At 55.8% G+C, this 24,095-nt stretch carries 13 protein-coding genes and 2 rRNA genes; 11 read left to right on the top strand and 4 right to left on the bottom strand.

Annotation, left to right across the window (positions count from 1 at the left end; translation table 11 throughout):
* Positions 1-82: 82 nt before the first annotated feature.
* A complete protein-coding gene (locus HMPREF9241_RS08170) occupies positions 83-3,250 on the bottom strand; it encodes an FtsK/SpoIIIE domain-containing protein (protein WP_006681814.1) in 3,168 nt (1,055 codons plus the stop codon).
* A gap of 139 nt (positions 3,251-3,389) precedes the next feature.
* On the opposite strand from HMPREF9241_RS08170, the gene HMPREF9241_RS08165 reads away from it, so the two are divergent.
* Positions 3,390-5,948 (top strand): NAD-dependent DNA ligase LigA, encoded by a 2,559-nt coding sequence (locus HMPREF9241_RS08165; RefSeq protein WP_006681813.1) that lies wholly within the window; start codon positions 3,390-3,392, stop codon positions 5,946-5,948.
* Positions 5,949-5,989: 41 nt separating this feature from the next.
* On the opposite strand, the gene HMPREF9241_RS08160 is transcribed toward HMPREF9241_RS08165, so the two are convergent.
* Positions 5,990-7,207 (bottom strand): phospholipase D-like domain-containing protein, encoded by a 1,218-nt coding sequence (locus HMPREF9241_RS08160; RefSeq protein WP_424133819.1) that lies wholly within the window; start codon positions 7,205-7,207, stop codon positions 5,990-5,992.
* A 129-nt stretch (positions 7,208-7,336) separates the two neighbouring features.
* On the opposite strand from HMPREF9241_RS08160, the gene gatC reads away from it, so the two are divergent.
* The 6 genes from gatC (at position 7,337) to HMPREF9241_RS08130 (ending at position 15,104) form a co-directional block, all read left to right on the top strand.
* Positions 7,337-7,633 (top strand): Asp-tRNA(Asn)/Glu-tRNA(Gln) amidotransferase subunit GatC, encoded by a 297-nt coding sequence (gene gatC, locus HMPREF9241_RS08155; RefSeq protein WP_040318742.1) that lies wholly within the window; start codon positions 7,337-7,339, stop codon positions 7,631-7,633.
* A complete protein-coding gene (gene gatA / locus HMPREF9241_RS08150; RefSeq protein WP_006681810.1) occupies positions 7,633-9,138 on the top strand; it encodes an Asp-tRNA(Asn)/Glu-tRNA(Gln) amidotransferase subunit GatA in 1,506 nt (501 codons plus the stop codon). Before gatC ends, gatA begins: the two co-directional genes overlap by 1 nt.
* Positions 9,138-10,634, top strand: a complete 1,497-nt coding sequence (gene gatB / locus HMPREF9241_RS08145) for an Asp-tRNA(Asn)/Glu-tRNA(Gln) amidotransferase subunit GatB (RefSeq protein WP_006681809.1) — start codon at positions 9,138-9,140, stop codon at positions 10,632-10,634. The genes gatA and gatB overlap by 1 nt, the downstream gene beginning before the upstream one ends.
* Positions 10,635-10,977: 343 nt before the next feature.
* Positions 10,978-12,546, top strand: coding sequence for a sugar ABC transporter ATP-binding protein (locus tag HMPREF9241_RS08140; protein ID WP_006681808.1), 1,569 nt, complete (start codon positions 10,978-10,980; stop codon positions 12,544-12,546).
* A 17-nt stretch (positions 12,547-12,563) separates the two neighbouring features.
* Positions 12,564-13,820: an ABC transporter permease subunit gene (locus tag HMPREF9241_RS08135; RefSeq protein WP_006681807.1), complete on the top strand. Its 1,257-nt coding sequence runs from the start codon at positions 12,564-12,566 to the stop codon at positions 13,818-13,820.
* Positions 13,821-13,976: 156 nt separating this feature from the next.
* The gene (locus tag HMPREF9241_RS08130) at positions 13,977-15,104 is read left to right on the top strand and encodes a substrate-binding domain-containing protein (protein ID WP_006681806.1); all 1,128 of its coding nucleotides are present in this window, start codon (positions 13,977-13,979) and stop codon (positions 15,102-15,104) included.
* Between the two features lie 182 nt (positions 15,105-15,286).
* Here HMPREF9241_RS08130 and HMPREF9241_RS08125 read toward each other — a convergent pair whose 3' ends face one another.
* On the bottom strand, positions 15,287-16,036 hold the full coding sequence (locus HMPREF9241_RS08125) for an ATP-binding cassette domain-containing protein (protein WP_006681805.1): 750 nt from the start codon (positions 16,034-16,036) through the stop codon (positions 15,287-15,289).
* Positions 16,033-17,220: an ROK family transcriptional regulator gene (locus HMPREF9241_RS08120; RefSeq protein WP_040318749.1), complete on the bottom strand. Its 1,188-nt coding sequence runs from the start codon at positions 17,218-17,220 to the stop codon at positions 16,033-16,035. The genes HMPREF9241_RS08125 and HMPREF9241_RS08120 overlap by 4 nt, the downstream gene beginning before the upstream one ends.
* 151 nt (positions 17,221-17,371) lie before the next feature.
* Here HMPREF9241_RS08120 and HMPREF9241_RS08115 point away from each other — a divergent pair, with 151 nt between their 5' ends.
* The 4 genes from HMPREF9241_RS08115 to HMPREF9241_RS09510 all read left to right on the top strand — a co-directional run.
* A complete protein-coding gene (locus HMPREF9241_RS08115; RefSeq protein WP_006681803.1) occupies positions 17,372-18,574 on the top strand; it encodes a sugar ABC transporter permease in 1,203 nt (400 codons plus the stop codon).
* Between the two features lie 321 nt (positions 18,575-18,895).
* Positions 18,896-20,320 carry an NAD(P)-dependent malic enzyme gene (locus HMPREF9241_RS08110; protein WP_006681802.1) on the top strand — a complete coding sequence of 475 codons (1,425 nt, stop codon included), beginning with the start codon at positions 18,896-18,898 and terminating at the stop codon, positions 20,318-20,320.
* Between the two features lie 626 nt (positions 20,321-20,946).
* Positions 20,947-22,489: ribosomal RNA gene (locus HMPREF9241_RS08105) — 16S ribosomal RNA — on the top strand.
* Positions 22,490-22,823: 334 nt separating this feature from the next.
* Positions 22,824-24,095 (top strand): 23S ribosomal RNA (locus HMPREF9241_RS09510); the annotation flags it as partial.

Here is a 24,095-nt window from a genome sequence, read left to right as displayed (position 1 = left end):
CTGCGCCCATTGGCGCGCCGAATTCCATTGATAAGTGTCGGTGAATAAATGTGCGGGGGCAAGAGGTGCAGGGCACAACCCATCAAAATTTGGTGTGCAAGTTGTCACGTCGGTGCCCAGAGCAACTCAATGCAACTCGATCGAAGTGTCCAGCGACACGAATAATGCCTGTGTTTTCCTTCCACCGTCGGGCAAAAAGTGAGGTTTGGAGCCGATTTGTCGAGTGTTTGAAAGATCGTATGAAATCTGGTGGCGGATCAATGATGAGAAGGTTCGTTTGCTCTTGGATAGCCAGTCGAGGCCATTGAGTGGGAGTCAGAGTCTCAATGTGTGGATTGTTAATGCCGAGTGAAGTGAGGTTGTGTCTCAAAATTGTCTGAATTACCTGCGACTCGTTATGCATAATTATCCAATCCGAAAGCCTCTTATCCTGTTCAGGCTGGGTGTGCGCAGTGAATAGGTGTGTGCAGACGTAGACGTCGAAGTCCTCCCACCCGGGGCCAATCAATAGCTGAGCACTATCTGGGTGGGTGAAACCTCCGTAGCAATCTTTGGTCGGTGCAACAAGCGATGCCTCCGCTCCCCGGTTTTTCTTCGCGAGGTCTGTTGAAGGAAAAAGAGCCAGAGTTCGCTGATGATCCGCTTCAACCCACCACTGGCCAGGTTCGCACGGCTCCTCGGTCGCGGACGAGGCGCGATAGTGAGGTTCGGACGTATCGGGTCGTTCAATGAGGAGCGAAGCCAGTGAACGATCGAAGCGAGTAAGAGGGTGAGTATCGAGGCTTCCCATGATGAAGACAACGCCACGTTGGGTACATTCTTCGATTCCGTTCGTCCAGATCTCTTCGGCAACAACAAGTCCGTAGATTCGTTCAAGTTCGTGGCGAGAGGCCGCGATGTCAGTGATTGCAATGATTCGAGGAGTATGGTGTTTCGCTTGCTCGAACAGGGTGGCAATATCTTGACCTTCCCGGATCGTTAGTCCACGGGTAGTGGGCGAGGGGGGTGCCTGAGCATCAATCAGGTCGATCTCCCACGATGAGCGGGTTGAAATCCGAGTTGCTATCTGGCGAACAAGCGAGCCAGTTTCGGTTGTGTGATGTGCTGGGGCACGGACGATGATGTTCCCGCTTTTCCATCTCACGGGTGTATGTGCTCCAGAATCGACACCATCGCCCAACCCAAGCGGTATTCCTGCAACGTGTGGAGCTTCTTTCGAAAGGAGGTCGAGTTCTTCCCAAGTGATGGACGGAGGAAGGAATGGAGCCCACGCCAATGGTTCCCACTGTTCGTTCTGAGTCGTCGTGCGCGGTATTGATGTGTCGCAACTCTTCGGCGCACAGTGTGGATCTGCGCGTTGCACAGCGGTCGTGCTGTTGGGGCTCCATGCGCATTGAAAAAGCCCGCGATCAGCCCACATTGCTCTTCCGGGAATCCGTTCGAGGTGAGAGGCCCTCGCATCGCCAATCACATCGATTGAATCTGAATCCGACAGGCAACGAAGCGCAATGCGGATATCGATGTTTGCTCGCATGGCAGAGCTGACGGCTCCGCCGGGACGTTGTGTAGCGATAATCAAATGCACGCCCAATGAACGTCCTTGGGCTGTAAGTCGGTTGATGATATCGCTTCCATCTTTGTGTGCGTCGACGAGGACTCTGAATTCGTCGATGACGATGATAATTCTGGGCGGTGGACAGGTGGCGGTACCGTCACGATGAGCGCGGGCCCAGGTTGCATAGTCGGGGAAACCAAGGTGCGAGAACTCTTGTTCGCGTCGCAGAAGTAGCGATGTTAATCCTCTGAGAGCCCTTCGAGTCTGGGCGGGATCGAGGTCAGTGAACACTCGGTCTACGTGTGGAGCCGACTCGAAGCGGTGAAAGGTTGCTCCTCCCTTGTAATCAATCAGGATCATGCGTATTTCTGCTGGCGTGTATGTGCTGATTAAGGCTTGAATCCAGGTGATGAGGGCTTCTGACTTCCCCGATCCCGTTGTGCCTGCCAGCAACGCGTGCGGTCCATCATTGACGAGGTCAATGGTGAGGGTGCCGGCATCATTGACTCCGATGGGGATGCTTAAATGTGTTCCATCGTGGCTGGAATTGCCGGTGGTGTGTGCAAGCAATGAACACAAATCGACGCTGGTGGGCAAGGATGAGCCGGTGGATACGGGTTCAAACTGCTCCCACCAGCGTGGAGCGCATGACATTCGTTTTTCAACGTTGAGGGTGCACCAGGGCGGAACATCTTCTAATCCCATGCCAATGGCAACGTGCCAAGGATTGTCATCGCCTTCCCGATCGCTCAGAGAGGCGGGCGCAGTATCCAAGGACGTCATGCAGTGGGGACACTGGTGGCCACGCATGATGTGGATTGTTGGTCCGCCGTTGCCAAACGCGTATTCCTCTGAGGAGTCTGTGATGACGTATCCGCCACGAGATACTGCGATGATGTTGCCAGTAATCCACGATGCGGTGGCGCGTGCGTCGTCTCCGATACACGCGATTGCACAGGGAGAATCGAGCTGGAGCGTGAGTCGACGGAGGGAGCCGGGGAAAGAAACGCGCACTCTTTGATTGATTGGATATGTATCTTGAGGTGTCCTGTTCGTTCTGCGTTGCCAGTGATCAGGATGCGAGCGTTGCCTAGCGGTGTGTCCGCCACGTGCAGATTGTCCTTGCGCTTGAAGAAAAGCCAGCATGATGGCAAGACCAGCTGGGTCGAGGCGAACGCGCTGTTTCTTTCGTCGCAGACGAATTCCCAGCGTCACCGGGACGAGTCCGACGGCCAAAGCTCCTAGTCCGTATGTAACGTAACGGAAAGATCCCAGCCGGACGCCTAAGAATAGTGCCATTGTGATGAAGGGGAAGAAAGCAAGGAAAGCGCGCATGGACACTTTTCGGCTTTCCTGCCATGTGTATTTTCGAGGCCTGCCACGCAGGACGAATGTATCGCGTCCTAAATGTAGGACCATCCGTCGCCGGAACTTTCGAGGCTTCCCTTGTACTCGACGACGCAGTAGTCCCAAGGTCAACAAGGTTCCATTTGTTGAGCCCGTATCGTAAAGGCGAAACCCTTTCTTTGCCCGAATGATGTTCGCGTGATCGCGCGATATCTGCTGGTCGACGATGAAATGATCGCGGCCTCGTCCCACGGAAGACGGAAGAGGGAAAACGAGACCAGCGTCCACTCCGCGCACACAGGCTAAATGCATGGGAGATGCCATGGCTTGTAGCGCGATGTCACTCATCATTCCTCCTTCAGTGTCAGTGTGGCGAGGGAAGAAGCGGGGAAACAAACGCAAAAGAGACGAATTGTGGATAACTTGAAAAATGTCCACAGGCATGCCTGCAAAGACATTCCTCCATGGCTAATGGAACAATGAATCCATGAGTGAAACAGAGTCTCTAAAGAAACGTCACGATGGCCTTGTCCAGGTCATCCAACGGGCGAATGCCGCCTACTACGACTCTGACTCACCCGAAATGTCAGATGCTGACTACGACATTATTTTCCGCGAGCTTGAGGAACTCGAACGCGACCACCCCAAACTTGTCACCCCGGATTCTCCCACCGCGAGTGTTGGCGGCACCGCCGACCAGACAACAACCACGATCCGTCACCTGGCTCAGATGACGTCCATTAACGACGTCTTTTCTTTCGAAGAACTCGGCGAATGGGAAGCTCGGATGCGGGCAGATTCTGGGCTCGATGAAGTTCAGATGACAACCGAGGTCAAGATTGACGGTCTTGCCATCAACCTGACATACGTAGACGGCAAACTCGTCAGCGCGGCCACCAGGGGCGACGGGTTCGTCGGTGAAGACGTGCGCTCAAACGCTGACAAGATCGCGACTATTCCGCAGTCATTGCAGGGGAAAAATATTCCGCACCGCATTGAAATCCGCGGAGAGGTCTACATCCCGATCGCTGATTTTGAAAAACTGAATGCTGATATCGAAGCCGAAAATGCCTGGCGTATCGCCGAGAACGGTCGCCGTGAAGTCGCCAACGCAACCCTGGATGCGGATAACGCGCAGATCGCCCGAAAGAACAGAGAGATTCGCGCGCAGAACAAGGATGCCCTTGGCGGGTTTAAGACTCCGCTACTTGAAAAGAAGAAGCGTCAGCGTCCCTTGACGATGCTTTCCACGTTCGTGAATCCGCGTAATGCGGCGGCTGGCACCCTTCGTTTGAAAGAAACACCCGACGAGGTCACAAAGGGCCCCGACTACGAGATTCAGCTACGCGCACGCGCGTTGCAAGACCAACGTGTTTCATCGTTGTCCATGCTTGCGCACGGTATCGGATTCGTTGAAGAGGGGGATAGTTTCTCGGCGCCTACCACTCAGTGGGAACGATACCTTCAGCTCAAAGAATGGGGTTTCACGGTTCCAGATCAGACGCGTCTGCTGACGGGGCTCGATCAGATTATTGCCCGTATTGGCGAGTTAGGGAAGCAACGCTCTCAGATGGACTACGGCATCGACGGTGTCGTCGTGAAAGTGAACGATGTTGCCCTTCAAGAAAGCATGGGGCTCACGTCGCGCGCACCCAGGTGGGCGATCGCGTACAAGTTCCCGCCCGAAGAGGTCCACACTAGGCTCCTCGATATCCGTGTCCAGGTTGGGCGCACCGGCAGGGTGACTCCGTTTGGCGTCATGGAAACAGTACTGGTTGACGGTTCCAATGTTTCGCGAGCAACGCTCCACAACGCCGAGGAAGTTCAACGTAAGGGCGTTCTGATCGGCGATATCGTTGTCCTGCGTAAAGCGGGGGATATCATTCCGGAAATCTTAGGCCCGGTGTTGGCTGCGCGAACAGGGGAAGAACGCGCTTTTGTCATGCCGACTGCGTGCCCTTCGTGCGGTAGCCCGCTCTTAGCTGAGAAGGACGGGGATGTGGACCTTCGATGTCTGAATAAGGCACACTGTCCTGCTCAGCTGACCGAACGAGTTGCCCACTTGGGTGCTCGTTCCGCGTTGGATATTGAAGGTTTGGGTGGGGAAGTCGCGATGGCTCTGACCCAACCTGAAAACCTCAGAGAAGATGTTGCTTCCGCACTTGTAGCGGGCCACGATGTGTTCTTAGAAGATGGAACGCGACTGCGTCTTGATAATGCTGACGATCTTTCTCCGGCGGATCAACTGGCCAGCGCGGAAGCTCTTCTGCCAGCCCCGCAGGCTCCGGTGCTCCACGGTGAAGCGCAAATCTTTGACCTCAAGGCCGAAGACCTTCGTGACGTGTTCGTATGGAGGGCTGTTAAAGACGATGACTCCGATGTGTCACACTACAAGCAGGTTCGCTTTTTCTGGACAAAAGCATTCATTGCCAAAAAGGACAAGGACGGGGACACAACGTATGTACCTCGTGAAACGGAAGCCTCGAAGGGAACTCTTGCCCTTCTTGACGAGCTAGAAAAAGCAAAGTCCGCTCCGCTGATGCGAGTTCTTGTTGCTCTGTCGATTCGCCACGTCGGTCCGACGGCTGCCCGTGCAATTGCAGATCATTTCGGTTCGATGGACGCCGTTCGCAACGCCTCACTTGATGAACTATCAGGAATCGAGGGCGTCGGACCGGTCATCGGCGGGGCCCTGACTGATTGGTTTAGTGTCGATTGGCATCAGGAACTGGTTGAGCAATGGAGTCACGCTGGTGTGAAGATGGCTGATCAGCCACCCCAGCAGGTGTCGCAGGTTCTTGCCGGGCTCACGATTGTTGTCTCGGGAACGATGCCCGGTTATGACCGTGAAGGCGCGAAGGAGGCAATCGTGGCGCGCGGTGGTAAGGCAGCCGGTTCTGTTTCGAAGAAGACATCGTTGGTCGTCGCAGGTCCTGGCGCAGGGGCAAAGGCTACAAAGGCCGAGGCTCTGGGTGTGCCCGTGATCGATGAGACACGCTTTAATGACCTGCTGAACGGTGGGCTTGAAGCCTTGAATCTCGGATGAAAACGTGTCTGAGCGTTGCCGGCCGGTAGCTCAGATGGGTTTTAGACCATGAATTCAAAGGGATGCAGAAGATACTCGGTGATACGAGTGAGCATATTCCGGCCTTCCCATTCGCCGATCGTGTATTGACGAGCGGTGGTGAGGTCGTTGTCGAAGATTTCTTCCATGTGCTGGGCAAGCTCGCGCGAATGGAATTGCATATTGACTTCGTGGTTGCCTCGCATGGAGAGGCGGTCGATGTTGGCAGTACCGATCGTTGACCACATGCCGTCGATGCTCATCGTCTTGGAGTGAACCATGGCGTGCTGGTAGAGCCAGATCTCGATGCCTTCGCGAAGCAGGGAGCCGTAGTAGGGGCGTGCTACCCAGTCAGCCATGATGTGGTTGGAGTATTCGGGGATCAGAACCTTGACCTTCACTCCGCGTTTTGCTGCTGCGATCAGGGCTTGAAGAATCTCTTTATCGGGGATGAAGTAGGCGGTGGTAATCAGAATGTGGCTGGTCGCGCGCTCGATCGCGTCGATGTACATTCCACGAATCGGGTAGAGGATTCGCTGGGGTGCATTGAACGCGGCGGTGACTTCTGCATGCCACTTCTTCGCTCCGGTGTCGGGCAACTGGGGCGCACGATGGGGTTTGAAGTGATTCCAGAAATCGACGAACCCGTTTTCTAGCTCCCACACGGCATCGCCTGTCACGCGAACGTGGGTATCGCGCCATTCGTTGGCGAAGGGGTTGCCGATGTTGTAGCCACCGACGAATCCAACGGTGGAATCAACAACGAGGATCTTGCGATGGTCCTGGCCCGTGTTCCGCAGATTCAAAGTCAAGAGGCCAGAACGAATCGCGGGGAAGCGACGAACCCATAGGTGTGGAATATCGGGGAAGAAATAGAAGCGTGGATCTTGATTGAGAACTCCAAAACCGTCGTACACGCAGTAGACGTTGACTCCGCGTCGGGCTGCTGCGATGAGCGCGTCTTTAAAACGCTGGCCCCATTCGTCTGCGCGCCAGATGAATGATTCAAAGTAAATATGGTTTGTTGCGTTCTGGATTGCGCGGAGCATATCCGCGTATAGGGAATGCCCTTCCGTATAGGTTCGCACCGTGCCACGTGGGATTTGTATGTCAGCTGGTTCGAGGGTCGGGAATCCGCGTCGGCCACCGGGGACACGTTGCTTACGCATATGGTCGATGGCGTGGACGGTGACGATGGCGGTTGCCTGTGCGATGGTGATGCCGATCGCCGTCTTCTTCATCAGTCCTAAGGTTTCGGCGCTGATGAGTCTTTTACGCGGGAATCTCATGAAGCTGATTCTACGGCCTCGTGTGGATTACGGCGTGGGCGCGAATCCCGCTTATTAGTGCTAGGCGCTAAGATTGCGACTATGTCACGAATCAGTACTGACGAGGTCGCCCGCGTCGCGGAGCTGGCCCGAATCGCATTGACTCCAGGCGAAATTGAACGTATTGCTGGGGAACTCGACGTTATCGCTACTTCAGTTGCCAAGGTGTCCGAGGTTGCGACCCCGGATGTTCCCGCAACCTCTCACCCGATTCCGCTGACGAATGTCTGGCGTGAAGATGTGGTCACGGAAACTCTTGACCGTGATGAAGTTCTTTCGCAGGCGCCTGCAAGCGAAGATGGGATGTTCCTTGTTCCGCAGATCCTGGGGGAGGAATGATGAACGAACTGCTGAAGAAGTCCGCGCTTGAGCTGGCTGACATGCTGGCCGCAGGTCAGATCACGTCGGTTGAACTGACAACTGCGTGCTTGGACCGTATTGAGGCACTGAATCCTAAGATCAATGCTTTCCTTTTCATCGACCGCGAGGGCGCTCTGAAGACCGCGGCCGAGGTTGATGCGAAGCGCCAGGCCGGCGAGGAACTGCACCGCCTTGCGGGTATTCCGATTGCTTTGAAGGACAACATGGTGACCCGTGGAATCCCGACGACGTGTGCGTCGAAGATTCTGGGCGATTGGTGTCCTCCGTATGACGCAACGATCGTGAAGAAGATCCACGAAGCTGGTCTGCCGGTCGTTGGTAAGACGAATATGGATGAGTTCGCAATGGGCTCGTCGACCGAGCACTCCGCGTTCGGTCCGACCCTGAACCCGTGGGATATCGAGCGTATTCCCGGTGGTTCTGGTGGCGGTTCCGCTGCTGCGGTTGCTGCTTACATGGTTCCGCTGGCGCTGGGCTCTGACACCGGTGGTTCGATCCGCCAGCCGGGTGCAGTGACGGGCACGGTTGGTGCGAAGCCGACCTATGGTGCTGTTTCGCGTTACGGCCTGATTGCCATGGCCTCGTCGCTTGATCAGATTGGTCCGGTTACCCGCACCGTCGCTGACGCTGCAGTTCTGACCGAGCTTGTGGGTGGCTATGATCCGCTCGATTCCACGTCTCTCAACGAGCCTGTTGGGAACCTCGTCGACGGCGTTGAAACTGTCGCAGGCACCAAGTCCATGGCTGGCCTGAAGGTAGGCGTGGTGAAGGAACTGTCGGGCGAAGGCTACGAAGCCGACGTTCTTAAAGCCTTCAACGCGACCGTGAAGAAGCTTGAAGAATCTGGCGCAGAGGTGAAAGAGGTGTCGTGCCCGAGCTTCGACTATGCGCTCGCGGCCTACTACCTGATCATGCCGGCTGAGGTTTCTTCGAACCTTGCTCGCTTCGATGGTATGCGTTACGGCATTCGCGTTGAGCCCTCCGAGGGGCCCGTGACTGCTGAGCGCGTGATGGCTGCAACCCGTGAAGCTGGCTTCGGCGACGAGGTCAAGCGTCGTATCATCCTCGGCACGCACGTCCTGTCGGCCGGCTACTACGACGCCTACTACGGCAGCGCTCAGAAGGTTCGTACCCTGATCCAGCGCGACTTTGCGCGTGTTTTCGAAGAGGTCGACGTTCTTGTTTCGCCGACCGCTCCGACGACGGCGTTCAAGTTCGGCGACAAGATTGACGACCCGATGGCGATGTACCTCAATGACATTGCGACGATCCCGGCGAACCTCGCCGGTGTCCCCGCGATGAGTGTTCCGAATGCGCTTTCGTCCGAAGGCCTGCCGATCGGCTTCCAGATTATTGCCCCTGCGCACCACGATCTGAAGATGTACCAAGCCGCTGCTTTGGTTGAAGCGCTCAGTGATGATGTGGCGGGCGCTTGCCCGGCGAGCTCTTGGGAGGAAAACTGATGAGTGAACTCATGGATTACGCGGATGTGACCGCGAACTTTGATCCGGTTCTTGGCATCGAGGTTCACGTTGAGCTCGGTACGAAGACGAAGATGTTCGATGCGGCGCCGAATGCCTTTGGTGGAGACCCGAACACCTACGTTACGCCGGTTTCGCTGGGTCTTCCCGGTTGTCTTCCGGTTGTGAACCACACTGCAGTTGAATACGCGATCAAGATCGGTCTTGCGCTGAACTGTGAAATCGCAGAGTACTGCCGTTTTGCGCGTAAGAACTACTTTTACCCGGACTTGACGAAGGCATTCCAGACGTCGCAGTTTGATGAGCCGATTGCTCACGATGGTTACGTGGATGTCGAGCTTGAAGACGGTAGTCTGTTCCGCGTTCAGATTGAGCGCGCACACATGGAAGAAGACGCAGGTAAGAACACGCACGTCGGTGGTGCTGAGGGTCGTATTCACGGAGCCGATCACTCGCTGGTTGACTACAACCGTGCGGGCGTTCCGCTGGTGGAGATCGTGACCCGCCCGATTGAAGGTGCGGGGGAGCGTGCTCCTGAGGTGGCTGCTGCCTACGTTCAGACTCTGCGTGATATTTTCCGTGCACTCGGTGTGTCCGAGGCTCGTATGGAGCGCGGTAATGTTCGAGCAGATATCAACGTTTCTCTTCGCGATACTCCGGAATCTCCTCTGGGTGTTCGTACGGAAACGAAGAATGTGAACTCGTTCCGCGGTATCGCTAGCGCTGTTCGCTACGAGATGCAGCGTCAGGGTGCGATCCTTTCTGCCGGTGGGTCGGTGAACCAGGAAACCCGTCACTTCCACGAGGAAGACGGTTCCACCTCGCAGGGCCGCGATAAGTCGGATGCTGAAGACTACCGTTACTTCCCCGAGCCGGACCTGGTTCCTGTTGCTCCTTCGCGCCAGTGGGTTGAGGAACTGCGTGCCTCGCTTCCTGAGCTTCCTGTTGCGAAGCGTCGTCGCCTGCGCGAAGAGTGGGGCTATGCCGATATGGAGATGCGCGATGTCATCAACGCTGGTGCGTTGGAGATTATCGAGGCCACCGTTGAGGCTGGTGCTGATCCGGCATCCGCGCGTAAGTGGTGGATGGGCGAACTCAGCCGTCGCGCGAAGGAACGCGAACTGTCGCTCGAAGATATGCCTGTCACGCCCGCTCAGATTGCTGAGTTGCAGGGCTTGATCGATTCTGGTCGCATCAATGACAAGCTTGCTCGTCAGGCGCTGGAAGGCGTTTTGGCTGGTGAAGGCTCGCCGGCCGAGGTTGTCGAGGCTCGCGGTCTTGAGGTTGTTTCTGACGACGGTGCGCTTTCGAAGGCTGTTCAGGATGCGCTGGATGCCAATCCTGATGTGGTCGAGAAGATCAAGGGTGGCAAGGTCGCAGCTGCTGGCGCACTTGTGGGTGCTGTCATGAAGGCGACACGTGGTCAGGCGGACGCAGCTCGCGTGCGTGAACTCATCATGGAGATGGTGGGAGCCTGAAGCGTCGCGCTTGATTGAAGTGTCGCTGGGCGGTGGATGATAATCCACCGCCCAGCTTTCTATTCCCTCAGGCCCGTGAGTGGCCTCGTTGATGGCGAAAACTGAGCGTATGGCGCACGAATGACATGGCTGTAATTTGGTGAAAACCCTGGATTTCTGCGGGAGATAGATATCGTGCAGTCATTGAGTTTATGTCGTGAATTCAATATAACGGTTTAGTTACAGTTCGTGTAGATAAGGCTTTTTCGCCCTCCGCACAGTGCACACTATGAGTCATGGAAATGCGCCAACGGTGGTGACTTTCCATCACACAACTATCTGTCAACAGTTCAGCGGAGAACCAATGACCAACACACGTCGTGAGCGCATCGTCCTGGAGATGCGCAATATCACGAAGGTCTTCCCGGGTGTCGTCGCACTTGATGACGTCAACCTCCAGGTACGCAACGCTGAGATCCACGCGATCTGTGGCGAGAATGGTGCTGGCAAGTCGACCCTGATGAAAGTGCTGTCGGGCGTGCACCCGCACGGCACTTACATGGGCGACATTTTCTACGAAGGCAACGAAGTTCGATTCTCGAACATTCGCGACTCTGAAAAAGCTGGCATCGTCATCATTCACCAGGAACTTGCTCTTATCCCGCAGCTCAGCGTCGCTGAGAACATGTTCATGGGCAACGAGGTCAAGAAACACGGCGTCATCGATTGGAACGAAACCAAGCAACGCGCCCTTACGTACATGGCCGAAGTTGGATTGGATGAAAACCCAGACACTCTGATTAAAGACATGGGTGTCGGTAAGCAGCAGCTTGTTGAAATTGCCAAGGCACTTGCAAAGGACGTCAAGCTCCTGATCCTCGACGAGCCCACTTCGGCACTCAACGAGGAAGAATCAGCCCACCTTCTCGACCTGATGCGCAAGCAGCGCGAACGCGGCGTCGCGATGATCATGATCTCGCACAAGCTCGACGAAGTTGCTGCCGTCTCTGATGCCATCACGGTTATTCGTGACGGCAAGACGGTCGGCTGGATGGACGCCGACAAGGAAAAGATCGACCAGGACGAGATCATTCGCCTGATGGTCGGTCGTTCCCTTGAAAACCGCTACCCGGACAAGAAGTCGCATCCGGGCGAAGTGAAGTTCGAGGTCAAGGACTGGTGGGTACGCCATCCGCTGAACTCCGAGCGTTTCGTCTGCAAGGGCTCGTCCATCAACGTCCGTGCCGGTGAAGTGGTCGGCCTTGCGGGTCTGATGGGTGCCGGTCGTACAGAGCTGGCTCGTTCCGTCTTCGGTCATTCCTACGGTATCCACGAGGGTGGCGAAGTCTTTATCGACGGCAAGAAGGTGAAAGCGAACTCCGTCCCTGAAGCTATCGACGCTGGCATTGCTTACCTTTCTGAAGACCGCAAGATGCTGGGTCTCAACCTTCTGGAACTGATCCACCAGTCGGTTGTTTCAGCCAAGCTTTCGAAGATCCGCCACCACGGCGCGTTGAACATCGAAGAGGGCAAGAAATTCGCTGAAGAATCCCGTCAGAACCTGCGTATTAAAGCGCCCTCAGTGATGACGGGCGTGGGAACGCTTTCCGGAGGTAACCAGCAGAAAGTCGTCCTTGCAAAGTGGATGTTCACTGACCCCGAGGTTCTCATCTTGGATGAGCCAACCCGCGGCATTGACGTCGGTGCGAAGTACGAGATCTACACGTTCATCCAGGAGCTTGCCGCTCAAGGAAAGGCTGTTCTGGTGATCTCGTCCGAACTCCCTGAGCTTCTGGGCATCACAGACCGCATCTACACCATTTTCGAAGGCGAAGTGACGGGGTGCGTGCCCACCGAGCAGGCAGATCAGGAAAGCCTGATGCACCTGATGACGTCCACCTCATCCACTCCCACTGGCAGCAACGAAAACTGAAAGCTAAAGGCACTTCAATGAAGAAGAATCTCACAGCACTATTCGGAGGAGACTTCCGACAAATCGGAATGATCGCTGCTCTGGCAGCGATTGCCCTGTTCTTCCAGTTCAAGACGGACGGCAAGGTCTTCCAAGCACAGAACTTGATGAACCTGGTCATGGGTAATACCTACGTCCTCGTTCTCGCCATCGGCATGGTTCTGGTCATCATTGCCGGCCACATTGACCTGTCAGTCGGTTCTGTCGCAGCAACCGTCGGCATCGTCGTTGCCGTTGCTATGCGTGATTGGGCCCTCAGCCCCGTCTTGGCCATCGTTTTGGGTATCGGCGTCGGTCTGCTCATCGGCATCTGGCAAGGCTTCTGGGTTGCAAAGTGGGGAATCCCCGCCTTCATCGTGACCCTGGGTGGCATGCTCCTCTTCCGCGGTACTAACCAGCTGATCGGCAAGTCTTTGACGGTCCCGGTTCCCGAACTGTTCCAGACCCTCGGCGCTGGCTACCTGCCCGATATCGCTCCGGATGTTATTCCCTTCAACCTGCCGACCATGATCCTGGCTGTCATCGCAGTCCTAGCGATCGTCTGGAAGGAAATCTCCGGCGTGAAGGCTCGTCAGCAGTTCGAAGCTGAGCCGGCCCCGATGTGGGTTCCGATTGTTCGCATGGTTGTCCTCGGTGGCGCAATCCTGATCGTCGCCTGGATCTTTGCAACGGGTCGCCCCGGCACCTCGTTCCCAATCCCCGGTGTTATCGTCGTCATCCTGGCTCTGATCTACTCGTTCATCGCTGACCGCACGGTCCTCGGTCGCTCGATTTACGCCATCGGTGGCAACAAGGCTGCTGCAGAACTGACCGGTGTGAAGGTCATCAAAACGAACTTCTTCGTCATCTGCAACTCCGCATTCCTCGCCGCAGTTGCGGGAATGCTGTTCATCGGCCGTTCGACGGCCTCGGGTCCTGCTGACGGTAATGCATGGGAACTCGACGCCATTGCCGCCGTGTTCATCGGCGGTGCCGCCGTTTCCGGTGGTGTTGGCACGATCATGGGCACCATGGTTGGCGCACTTGTCATGGCCTTCCTGAACAATGGCCTTCAGCTGATGGGCGTGGGCTCCGACTGGACGCAGATCATTAAGGGCCTCGTCCTCTTGATCGCAGTCGCCGTTGACGTCTACTCGAAGCGCCAGGGCAAGCGTTCCATCATTGGCACCTTCCAAAATGCCTTGAGTAATCAAAAGGCAGTTCGGCAAAGCGAAACAAAAACTCCCTCCAAGTGATGATCGGGCGGTAAGGAGAAACCGTATCGCCATGTCAACAACGGGCTCAACAAACGTTGAGTCATCCACAAAGCGTAGATATTCCCAAGCAAGCCAGCTGGGGAACATTGAATGAATCATCAAGAATCACCAAACAAACACACGAAAGAAGAGACAATGAAGACTCTGAAGAGTGCGGTTGCCATCAGCGCAGCGGCAGCGATGGCATTCTCTATGGCAGCTTGTGGTGCCCGTGATACGGGTAGCTCATCGGGCGATCAGTCCGGCGCAGCGGCCTCGGCTGACAAGATGTCGGTCGGCATCGCAATGCCACAGAAGACCTCGCAGAACTGGGTTGAGGCTGAAGACATGTTCAAGGCCAGCTGCGAAGAGCAGGGCATTGAATGCACCATTCAGTTCGCAAACGGTGGCGTTGCTGAGCAGCAGAACCAGGTTGCAGCCATGATCGAAAATGGCGTGCAGGTTCTGGTGATCGGCGCAATCGACGGTTCGCAGCTGGGTACCCAGCTGAAGGCAGCCAAGGATGCCGGCATCAAGGTCATCGCATACGATCGTCTGCTGACGAACACGACCGACCTTGACTACTACATCGCCTACGACAACTTCGGTGTTGGTCAGCTTCAGGGCAAGGCATTGCTTGAAGGTCTCGAAGCCAACGCTGGCGAGAGCCCGTGGGATATCGAGCTCTTCGGTGGCTCCCCGGATGACTCGAACTCCTTGAAGTTCTTCGGTGGCGCAATGGACGTCCTCCAACCGAAGATTGATGATGGCACGCTGGTTGTGAAGTCCGGGCAGACCGAATTCACGCAGGTCGCCACCCAGGGCTGGTTGCCGAAGAATGCTCAGGACCGCATGGCAGCACTGCTGACCTCGACCTACCAGGGCGACGCGGTTCCGGATGGCGTTCTTTCCCCGAACGACACCCTTGGCCGCGCAATCATCACCGCTGTTGAGCAGGCCGGCAAGCCGGTTCCGGTTGTGACTGGTCAGGACTCCGAAGACGAGTCGGTCACCTGGGTCACCCAGGGCAAGCAGTACTCCACCATCTTCAAGGACACTCGTCCGCTGGTGAAGGCAACTGTTGATCTTGCTATCCAGCTCGCCAAGGGCGAGGCAGCCCCGAAGGTCGACGGCGCAACCCTCGACGATTCCCAGTACGAGTCGATGGAAGGCAACCCGGTCAAGTCCTTCCTGCTGACCCCGAAGATTGTCACCAAGGACAACGCTGCAGACGTCTACAAGGATGACTCGCACCGCATGGAGCTCGTCAACGCTGCCAAGTGATTGACCCGCTAGGTATCGCCTAGTTTTCTCACCTTTGGTTTCGCCCTCGTCGGTTTTTCGGCGGGGGCGAAACTCGTGTATGCCAAGGCGCTCAAGCGTCGTTCGCGCAAACACGTTGCGCGCCGTGACAGGGGTATAACGGCCAGTTGGTCGCCGAAAAGAAGTGACGAGGCCGGGAGCGTTTACAGCGCGATATGTGAAGCGCCAGTGATAGCGGCTATGAGTTCGTCGGTTGAGGTATCACGCGAGTTGAAGGAACCGTTGTTGTGTCCGTGACGGAGAACTTCGACCCTGTCGGCACTAGCTTGAACGTCGGTCAGATTATGGGAAATGTAGATGACCCCCATTCCCATATCGCGCAGGTGCTCAATCAGGATGAGTACTTCCGCAGTTTGTGCCACGGACATAGAGGCCGTGGGCTCGTCGAGGATCACCAGACGCGGGTGAGTCACCAGGGTGCGCGCGATTGCAACGCATTGACGCTGTCCGGCGGTGAGCTGGAAAAGGGGGACTCGCACGTCGGGGATATGCGAACCCAACTGATCAAGATATTGGCGTGCTTTGAGTTCCATGCCCTCGTCATCAAGGGCGCGGTGCGAGAACACTTCACGCCCAAGGAAAATATTCGATACAACGTCCAAGTTGTCGCAGAGCGCAGTTTCTTGGAAGACGGTGGCAATACCGAGTTTCAATGCGTGCTGCGGGGAATCGATGCTGATTTCTTCCCCGTCGAGCGCGATCGTTCCCTCATCCGGAGGAAAAACTCCTGAGAGCATGCGGGCGAGCGTTGACTTCCCTGCCGCATTGTCGCCGACAAGGGCAACGACTTCGTGACGGTTCACGATGAAATCAACGTTAACGAGTGCTTCAACACCGCCGAACGTTTTTGTAAGTCCCCGTACTTCAAGAAGGGGAGCGCCTTGGATCGTCATTGGTCCTCCTGGCGGTGAGTTGAATAGCTGGGAACAAAAGCGTCTTGTGCAAGGATCATCGCGCCGATGGCTTCGGCATCAGCGCCGAGCTTCGACGGATAGGCCGTGATTCCTTCGTCGCGCAGGTAGGGGCGTTCGAAGAGAGCGTTTTGAATAGGGGACAAGAATGTGTCTCCCGCATTCATCAGCTCACCACCGACAGCGACGGCTTCGAGATCGAATACCGTGACAAGGTCAGAGATGACTCGTCCGATTGCGCTTCCTGCGTCAGAAAGAACCTGCTGGCATCCGGGGTCACCTTCATTCGCGTGTGACAGTAGGTCACGCAGTGTCATGGGACCTCGTGACAGGCGAAGAAGGTCAACAAGGTAGTCCGCCCCAACAACCGTGTTCAGACAGCCACGAGCACCGCACGTGCAGATAGGACCGTGAGGATCAACGATAACGTGCCCGATTTCCCCGGCAATACCGGTGGCACCGGAATAGGCTTTTCCGTCGACCAAAATTCCCGCGCCGGTTTGATACGAGGCTCGGATATAGGCGCACGATGAGAACCCGCGTAGCGAACCAAATCGGTTTTCAGCGGCAACAGCAGCGTTCGCGTCGTTCATCACGATCGTGTCGCGTCCAAGTCTGCGTTGGAAGACCTCAGCAATGTTGATGTCTTCCCAGCCTCGCATGATTCCCTTTCGGGTCAGAGTGCCCGTTTTCGGGTTAATAGGGGCAGGTAAAGCAACACCGATACCAGCAAGATCATCCAGCGATTGCCCTGCCTGTTCAAGAAGGTCAAGAACCAGAAGCGTTGCTCGGTCGAGCGTCGTATCAGCCTTATGGTCGACCGGTAGTGGCAGAACTTTCGTGAATTCGCTGGTGCGGGACTCGTCGGAGATGTAAATATCCAGTGCTCTGCGTCCGATTGAGATACCCGCGGTAAGAGTTGACGATTGTGTGAGCGAAACCAGTTGAGCGCGCCTGCCCGAACGAATCGTTGACGTGAGTTCAACGCTTCCTTGTGCCGAGAGCTGTTTAATGATGTTCGAAATGGTTGCGGGAGCAAGACCTGTTGCTGCCGATAGCTCGACCTGGGTGATACGCCCGTACTTTCGGATCGCGTCAAGAACGCGCGCGGAATTTGCCTCGCGGAGCGAGGATTGAGATCCGGATCGGGCGTTCAAACGTGGCACGTTTCTAGGATAGTCAGTGAAGTGGGCTGATGCGTGGATGCCCGCTGGGCGAATCGGTTCAAAAATGTGCGTTGAACTGTCAAGATGGTGCACTATAGGAAAACAACACGAGCCTTTGTGCGTTCATATTCCACTCAACGAGGAGAGCGAAGTGAGCCGACTACCCTTTGACGCTTCACGCTTAGGTCAAGCGGGAATCATGGGAATCCTCGTTCTTGCCCTGATGATCTTCTTCCAGTTCATCACGGGATCGCACATGCTGGCGTCTGCGAACTTGCAGAATATCGTCACCGGTAACGCTCATATCTTTGTCCTCGCTATCGGCATGGTCCTGGTGGTGACGATCGGTCAGCTGGATTTGTCAGTTGGCTCCGTCGCGGCGTTCTCATCAATGTCCATGGCGATCATCATTGCCAATCTTGGCTTGCCCTGGTGGGTTGGCCTTCTTCTTGGCATGCTGATCGGAACTTTTATTGGCTTGATTCAAGGCCTGTTTGTTGCGAAGGTCGGTTTGCCTGCTTTTATTGTCACCGTTGGTGGAATGATCATTCTGCGCGGTGGAGTCCAGTGGGAATCTCAGGCATTGTCGGTGCCACTTCCTCACAGATTTCAAACGCTAGGTTCGGGTTATCTGCCTTCTTGGGGGAGCATATTCGGCATCGATACGGCAACGGTGATCGTGGGTGTCATTACTGCCGTGGTAGCGGTTACCTCGATTGTTCGTACCTATTTTCGCCGGCGCGCTCGGCTAGGACTGCGGGGAGTTGATTATCGACCCTGGGTGAAGTCCGCGATTGTCGTCGTGCTGGTGGGGGTCTTCACCTGGCTGTTTGGTACGGGACGTGAAGGAACATCTTTCCCCGTTCCGGGTGTGGTGGTTCTTGTTCTGATTTTCATCTACCACTTCATGTTGACGAGGACCCAATTTGGTCGCCATCTTCAAGCTGTCGGCGGAAACATTCAGGCGGCATCCCTTTCCGGTGTGCGCGTGACGAAGATTCAATGCCTTGTCATGGTGAATATGGGGATGCTGTCGGCGCTCGCGGGCATGATGTTCGCAGGCCGGGCGACGGCTGTGGGGCCTCAAGATGGTCTCTTATGGGAGCTTGAAGCTATCGCTGCCGTGTTCATCGGCGGAGCGGCAGTTGCCGGTGGTCGCGGGTCGGTTTTCGGTGCTGTCCTTGGTGCCACGCTGATGGCGGTTCTTTCGAACGGGCTGTTGCTTGTTGGACTCGGCTCTGATCGTGCTCAGGTAGTGAAGGGCATCGTTCTTCTTGCTGCTGTGACCCTTGATGTCTACGGGAAGAAACAGTCTCCGCTCCACGAGCTTTCGCGAACGCAATTCAGCTTCTAGAGCCTGTTCGTTTATGCCTCTGTCACCTTCTCGCCTGCTATCTCTGCCAAGAGCAACGATGAACGGGCACGTGTCGGTGTCATCGATTCGTTGGTGTGCCCGGCCTCGTGAATCGAGAGTTGTGCGTGCGGAACAGTGGGAACTCCTTAGCGCCCAACTAAAACGGGACGATCGCGAAGGTAGGAAATCACGCTGGCGTTACGTAGCTAATTGTTGACAATTGTCCACCTGGTGATGCGCACTATCCGTTCTGTCGGCACGTACGTACTATGGGAACAACGATTGATCTACGGCCAGCGCCGATCGAAAAGAGAGAGCACCATGCGAACTTCTCCGTCATACACCGCCTCATACCGCGTTGAAATCGACGAAGCGAAACTATCTATTGGATCGCTTGTCGAAGCGGTATCAAAAACCGGTGCTCAGGTGAGAGGCCTCGACGTCGCCGATTCCAACCGAGGCCGAATGGTTCTCGACCTCACCTGCGACCTGCGCGATTCGGAGCACCGTCGCGAGGTTCGCAATCTGCTGAAGGGGCTGGTAGGTGTCACACTGTCGTCTACTGCAGACCAGACTTTCCTTGCTCACGTCGGTGGCAAGATCGAAATCAACTCGAAGGTTCCGCTCCGTAATCGCGACGACCTGTCTCGTGCGTACACGCCCGGCGTGGCCCGCGTCTGCACCGCAATCCATGACGTTCCTCAGAAGGCTCACCTTCTGACGATCAAGGCGAATACGGTTGCTGTCGTTTCTGATGGCACTGCGGTCCTCGGCTTAGGAGATATTGGCCCGGAAGCGGCTCTTCCTGTCATGGAAGGTAAGGCGGCTCTGTTTAAGGAATTCGGCGGTGTGGACGCATGGCCGGTCGTTCTTGACACGAAGGACACTGAAGAAATCATTTCGATTGTTAAGGCGATTGCCCCCGCATACGGTGGTATCAACCTTGAAGACATCTCCGCGCCTCGTTGCTTTGAAATCGAAGAACGCCTGCGTGCAGAACTCGATATCCCGGTCTTCCACGATGACCAGCATGGCACCGCTATCGTCGTGCTTTCCGCACTGATCAACGCGCTGAAGATTGTCAATAAGAAGATTGAAGACGTTCGCATCGTGGTGTCCGGCGTGGGTGCTGCAGGCAATGCGATTATTCGTCTACTTCTGGCGCAGGGGGCTAAAGACATCGTCGGTTACGGTCGCACGGGTGCACTTGCCGCCGACGATACTGAGGGCATGCACCCCTCGCGCAAGGCTCTTGCCGAGGCAACGAATCCGCGCCTCGTTCACGGAAATCTGAAGGAAGGTCTGAAGGATGCCGATGTCTTCATCGGTGTCTCGCACGGCGACATTTTGGATCCCGGCGATATTGCCACGATGGCTGACGGGGCAATCGTGTTCGCCCTAGCCAACCCGACGCCCGAAGTTGACCCGATTGGTGCGGGGGAGTACGCGGCGGTTGTTGCGACGGGCCGCTCCGATTACCCGAACCAGATCAACAACGTGCTGGCATTCCCAGGTTTATTCCGAGGCCTGCTGGATGCAAAGGTCAAGGAAATTACCACCGAGGTTTTGCGCGTCGCAGCAGTTGCTATCGCTGACGTCATCGAGGAAGAAGAGCTGTCATCCAGCTACATCATCCCCGGCGTTTTCGATGGACGTGTTGCTCCAGCGGTTTCGCGCGCGGTCCGCACCGCGGTTCGTGATCTGCCGACGCTGAATATTCCCGTCCAAGAGGACATAGATGCTTGAGGGCCTGCACCCTGTCGGCTGAACGTGCCTACAGCAAGGCGCTGCAACGTGGGTGTGCGTGTCACGTAGTGCGCGGCGCGTTCGCTGAATAATTGACGAGGTCCGGGTGGGCGCAGACATAAAGGCTGCGCCCACCCGGATTGTTTTCGTCTATAAACCTGCTCTGACGTGCGCAGATTACCGGATAATCTGGCGAGACCTGCGTCGCTTTTTGTCCGAATTCTTGTGTGTTGCGAAACAAACGCAGGTCACATTTTAGTGTTTTGATGCTGGTGCTGGCCTGCATTCGTTGAAATTTAGGGATTTTTTGCGGTGTGGTGTCGCTCGGATTGAAGCTTGCGCTGATTTGACGGTGTGGTGGGGGGTGGGTATTGTTTCTGTTGTTGCGCCGAGTGGTTGCAAGCTTTTGGGCCTGTTTGTGGTTTTGGGTTTGTGATTGTGGCGTGGTTGCTTCCTCCCTGTTTTTGATGGTTGCGGTTTTTTGTGGCTGTTTTGGGGTGTGTGGGTGTTGTTTGTGAACTCGATAGTGTGTTTGTTTTTATGCCTGTTTTTTGTTTTTGAGTTTGTTTTTATTGTTGGGATTGGCTGGCCGCGTTTTGGTGGTTGGTTTTTTCTGGATATGTTTTTGTTCGGAGAGTTTGATCCTGGCTCAGGACGAACGCTGGCGGCGTGCTTAACACATGCAAGTCGAACGATGATGCTCCAGCTTTGTTGGGGTGGATTAGTGGCGAACGGGTGAGTAACACGTGAGTAACCTGCCCTCTTCTTTGGGATAACGGTCGGAAACGGCTGCTAATACTGGATATTCACTCATTGGCGCATGTTGGTGGGTGGAAAGGTTTTTTCTGGTGGGGGATGGGCTCGCGGCCTATCAGCTTGTTGGTGGGGTGATGGCCTACCAAGGCTTTGACGGGTAACCGGCCTGAGAGGGTGACCGGTCACATTGGGACTGAGATACGGCCCAGACTCCTACGGGAGGCAGCAGTGGGGAATTTTGCACAATGGGCGCAAGCCTGATGCAGCGACGCCGCGTGAGGGATGAAGGCCTTCGGGTTGTAAACCTTTTTCGCTCATGGTCAAGCCGCAGCTTTGGGTTGTGGTGAGGGTAGTGGGTAAAGAAGCGCCGGCTAACTACGTGCCAGCAGCCGCGGTAATACGTAGGGCGCGAGCGTTGTCCGGAATTATTGGGCGTAAAGGGCTTGTAGGCGGTTGGCCGCGTCTGCCGTGAAATCCTCTGGCTTAACTGGGGGCGTGCGGTGGGTACGGGTTGACTTGAGTGCGGTAGGGGAGACTGGAATTCCTGGTGTAGCGGTGGAATGCGCAGATATCAGGAGGAACACCGGTGGCGAAGGCGGGTCTCTGGGCCGTTACTGACGCTGAGGAGCGAAAGCGTGGGGAGCGAACAGGATTAGATACCCTGGTAGTCCACGCTGTAAACGTTGGGCACTAGGTGTGGGGGCCACCCGTGGTTTCTGCGCCGTAGCTAACGCTTTAAGTGCCCCGCCTGGGGAGTACGGTCGCAAGGCTAAAACTCAAAGGAATTGACGGGGGCCCGCACAAGCGGCGGAGCATGCGGATTAATTCGATGCAACGCGAAGAACCTTACCAAGGCTTGACATGCACCCTGACGCTGCAGAGATGTGGTGGCATTTGGTTGGGGGTGTGCAGGTGGTGCATGGTTGTCGTCAGCTCGTGTCGTGAGATGTTGGGTTAAGTCCCGCAACGAGCGCAACCCTTGCCCTATGTTGCCAGCACGTTATGGTGGGGACTCGTGGGGGACTGCCGGGGTTAACTCGGAGGAAGGTGGGGATGACGTCAAATCATCATGCCCCTTATGTCTTGGGCTTCACGCATGCTACAATGGTTGGTACAGAGTGTTGCGATATCGTAAGGTGGAGCGAATCACTTAAAGCCAGTCTCAGTTCGGATTGGGGTCTGCAACTCGACCCCATGAAGGTGGAGTCGCTAGTAATCGCAGATCAGCAACGCTGCGGTGAATACGTTCTCGGGCCTTGTACACACCGCCCGTCACGTCACGAAAGTTGGTAACACCCGAAGCTCATGGCCTAACCGGTTTTCCGGGGGGAGTGGTCGAAGGTGGGATTGGCGATTGGGACGAAGTCGTAACAAGGTAGCCGTACCGGAAGGTGCGGCTGGATCACCTCCTTTCTAGGGAGCCCGTTTTTGGGGATGCGCATCATGGCACGTGAGTGTGTGTGGTGTGTGTTTCTTGTGCTCGCATGTGTTCACCGAGGGTTTTTCTTGGTGGGTGTGGGTGCGTGGGTGTTTTTAGTGGAAAACAGGGGTGCAAGCTCCATGGAAGCAGACACGCTGTCGGGTTCACGTTCAACACCGTTTGAGCGTTTTGGCTCGCATGTTGCCGCCTCTCTTTTTTGTTGCGCCCTGTGTTTGTGGGGTGTTTGGGGGGTGGTGGTGTGTGTGGTGGGTTGTTTGTGATTTGTATAGTGGTTGTGAGCATCTTTATTTTCTTGTTGTGTGGTTTTGTTTAGTTTTGTTGGGCATTCGGTGGATGCCTTGGCATCAAGAGCTGATGAAGGACGTTGCGGCCTGCGATATGCCTCGGGGAGTTGGCGAGCGAGCTTTGATCCGAGGGTGTCCGAATGGGGGAACCTAACCAGGGTTGTGCTTGGTTACCATCATCTGAACGTGTATAGGGTGGTGGGGGGAACGCGGGGAAGTGAAACATCTTAGTACCCGTAGGAAAAGATATTCCGTGAGTAGTGGCGAGCGAAAGCGGAGGAGGCTAAACCGTGTGCGTGTGATACTCGGCGGGGGTTGCGTGTGCGGTGTTGTGGGGCTTGTTCGTCTCTTCTCTGCCGGGGAGGGGCTTGCGTGTGTGATGGTAGTTGAACCGTGTGGGATAGCGGACCGGAGTGCGTGATAGTCGTGTAGATGGACTGTTGCATGCGTAGGTGGGATAGGTGCCCGAGTAGTGCGGGACTCGTGAAATCTCGTGTGAATCTGCCAGGACCACCTGGTAAGCCTAAATACTTCTTGATGACCGATAGTGCATAGTACCGTGAGGGAATGGTGAAAAGTACCCCGGGAGGGGAGTGAAATAGTACCTGAAACCGTGTGCCTTTAAGCCGTCAGAGCCTTGTGGGGTGATGGCGTGCCTTTTGAAGAATGAGCCTGCGAGTCAGTGATACGTGGCGTGCTTAACCCGTGTGGGGTATGCGTAGCGAAAGCGAGTCTGAAATATGGCGTTTGTCGCGTGTTCTGGACCCGAAGCGGGGTGATCTACCCATGGCCAGGTTGAAGCAGAGGTAAGACTGTGTGGAGGACCGAACCCACCAGGGTTGAAAACCTGGGGGATGAGCTGTGGGTAGGGGTGAAAGGCCAATCAAACTCCGTGATAGCTGGTTCTCCCCGAAATGCATTTAGGTGCAGCGTTGTGTGTTGCCTGGTGGAGGTAGAGCTACTGGATGGCCGATGGGCCCTATGGGTTACTGACGTCAGCCAAACTCCGAATGCCATTAGGTTGAGCATGGCAGTGAGACTGCGGGGGATAAGCTTCGTAGTCGAGAGGGAAACAGCCCAGATCATCAGCTAAGGCCCCTAAGTGTGCGCTAAGTGGGAAAGGATGTGAGATCGCGGTGACAACCAGGAGGTTGGCTTAGAAGCAGCCATCCTTGAAAGAGTGCGTAATAGCTCACTGGTCAAGTGGTTTCGCGCCGACAATGTAGCGGGGCTTAAGCGTACCGCCGAAGCTGTGGCACTCACACATGAAAGAGCCTGGGCAGGGGACCTGCCT

It is taken from the genome of Schaalia turicensis ACS-279-V-Col4, from assembly GCF_000296505.1.
Lineage (GTDB): Bacteria > Actinomycetota > Actinomycetes > Actinomycetales > Actinomycetaceae > Pauljensenia > Pauljensenia turicensis_A.
This window is presented reverse-complemented; position numbering and strand designations above follow the sequence as displayed.

What these genes read in the sequence shown, in the direction of transcription:
- HMPREF9241_RS08170 (WP_006681814.1), bottom strand. Translation starts at nt 3,250, where the DNA reads ATGAGTGACATCGCGCTACAAGCCATGGCATCTCCCATGCATTTAGCC.
- HMPREF9241_RS08165 (WP_006681813.1), top strand. Translation starts at nt 3,390, where the DNA reads ATGAGTGAAACAGAGTCTCTAAAGAAACGTCACGATGGCCTTGTCCAG.
- HMPREF9241_RS08160 (WP_424133819.1), bottom strand. Translation starts at nt 7,207, where the DNA reads ATGAAGAAGACGGCGATCGGCATCACCATCGCACAGGCAACCGCCATC.
- gatC (WP_040318742.1), top strand. Translation starts at nt 7,337, where the DNA reads ATGTCACGAATCAGTACTGACGAGGTCGCCCGCGTCGCGGAGCTGGCC.
- gatA (WP_006681810.1), top strand. Translation starts at nt 7,633, where the DNA reads ATGAACGAACTGCTGAAGAAGTCCGCGCTTGAGCTGGCTGACATGCTG.
- gatB (WP_006681809.1), top strand. Translation starts at nt 9,138, where the DNA reads ATGAGTGAACTCATGGATTACGCGGATGTGACCGCGAACTTTGATCCG.
- HMPREF9241_RS08140 (WP_006681808.1), top strand. Translation starts at nt 10,978, where the DNA reads ATGACCAACACACGTCGTGAGCGCATCGTCCTGGAGATGCGCAATATC.
- HMPREF9241_RS08135 (WP_006681807.1), top strand. Translation starts at nt 12,564, where the DNA reads ATGAAGAAGAATCTCACAGCACTATTCGGAGGAGACTTCCGACAAATC.
- HMPREF9241_RS08130 (WP_006681806.1), top strand. Translation starts at nt 13,977, where the DNA reads ATGAAGACTCTGAAGAGTGCGGTTGCCATCAGCGCAGCGGCAGCGATG.
- HMPREF9241_RS08125 (WP_006681805.1), bottom strand. Translation starts at nt 16,036, where the DNA reads ATGACGATCCAAGGCGCTCCCCTTCTTGAAGTACGGGGACTTACAAAA.
- HMPREF9241_RS08110 (WP_006681802.1), top strand. Translation starts at nt 18,896, where the DNA reads ATGCGAACTTCTCCGTCATACACCGCCTCATACCGCGTTGAAATCGAC.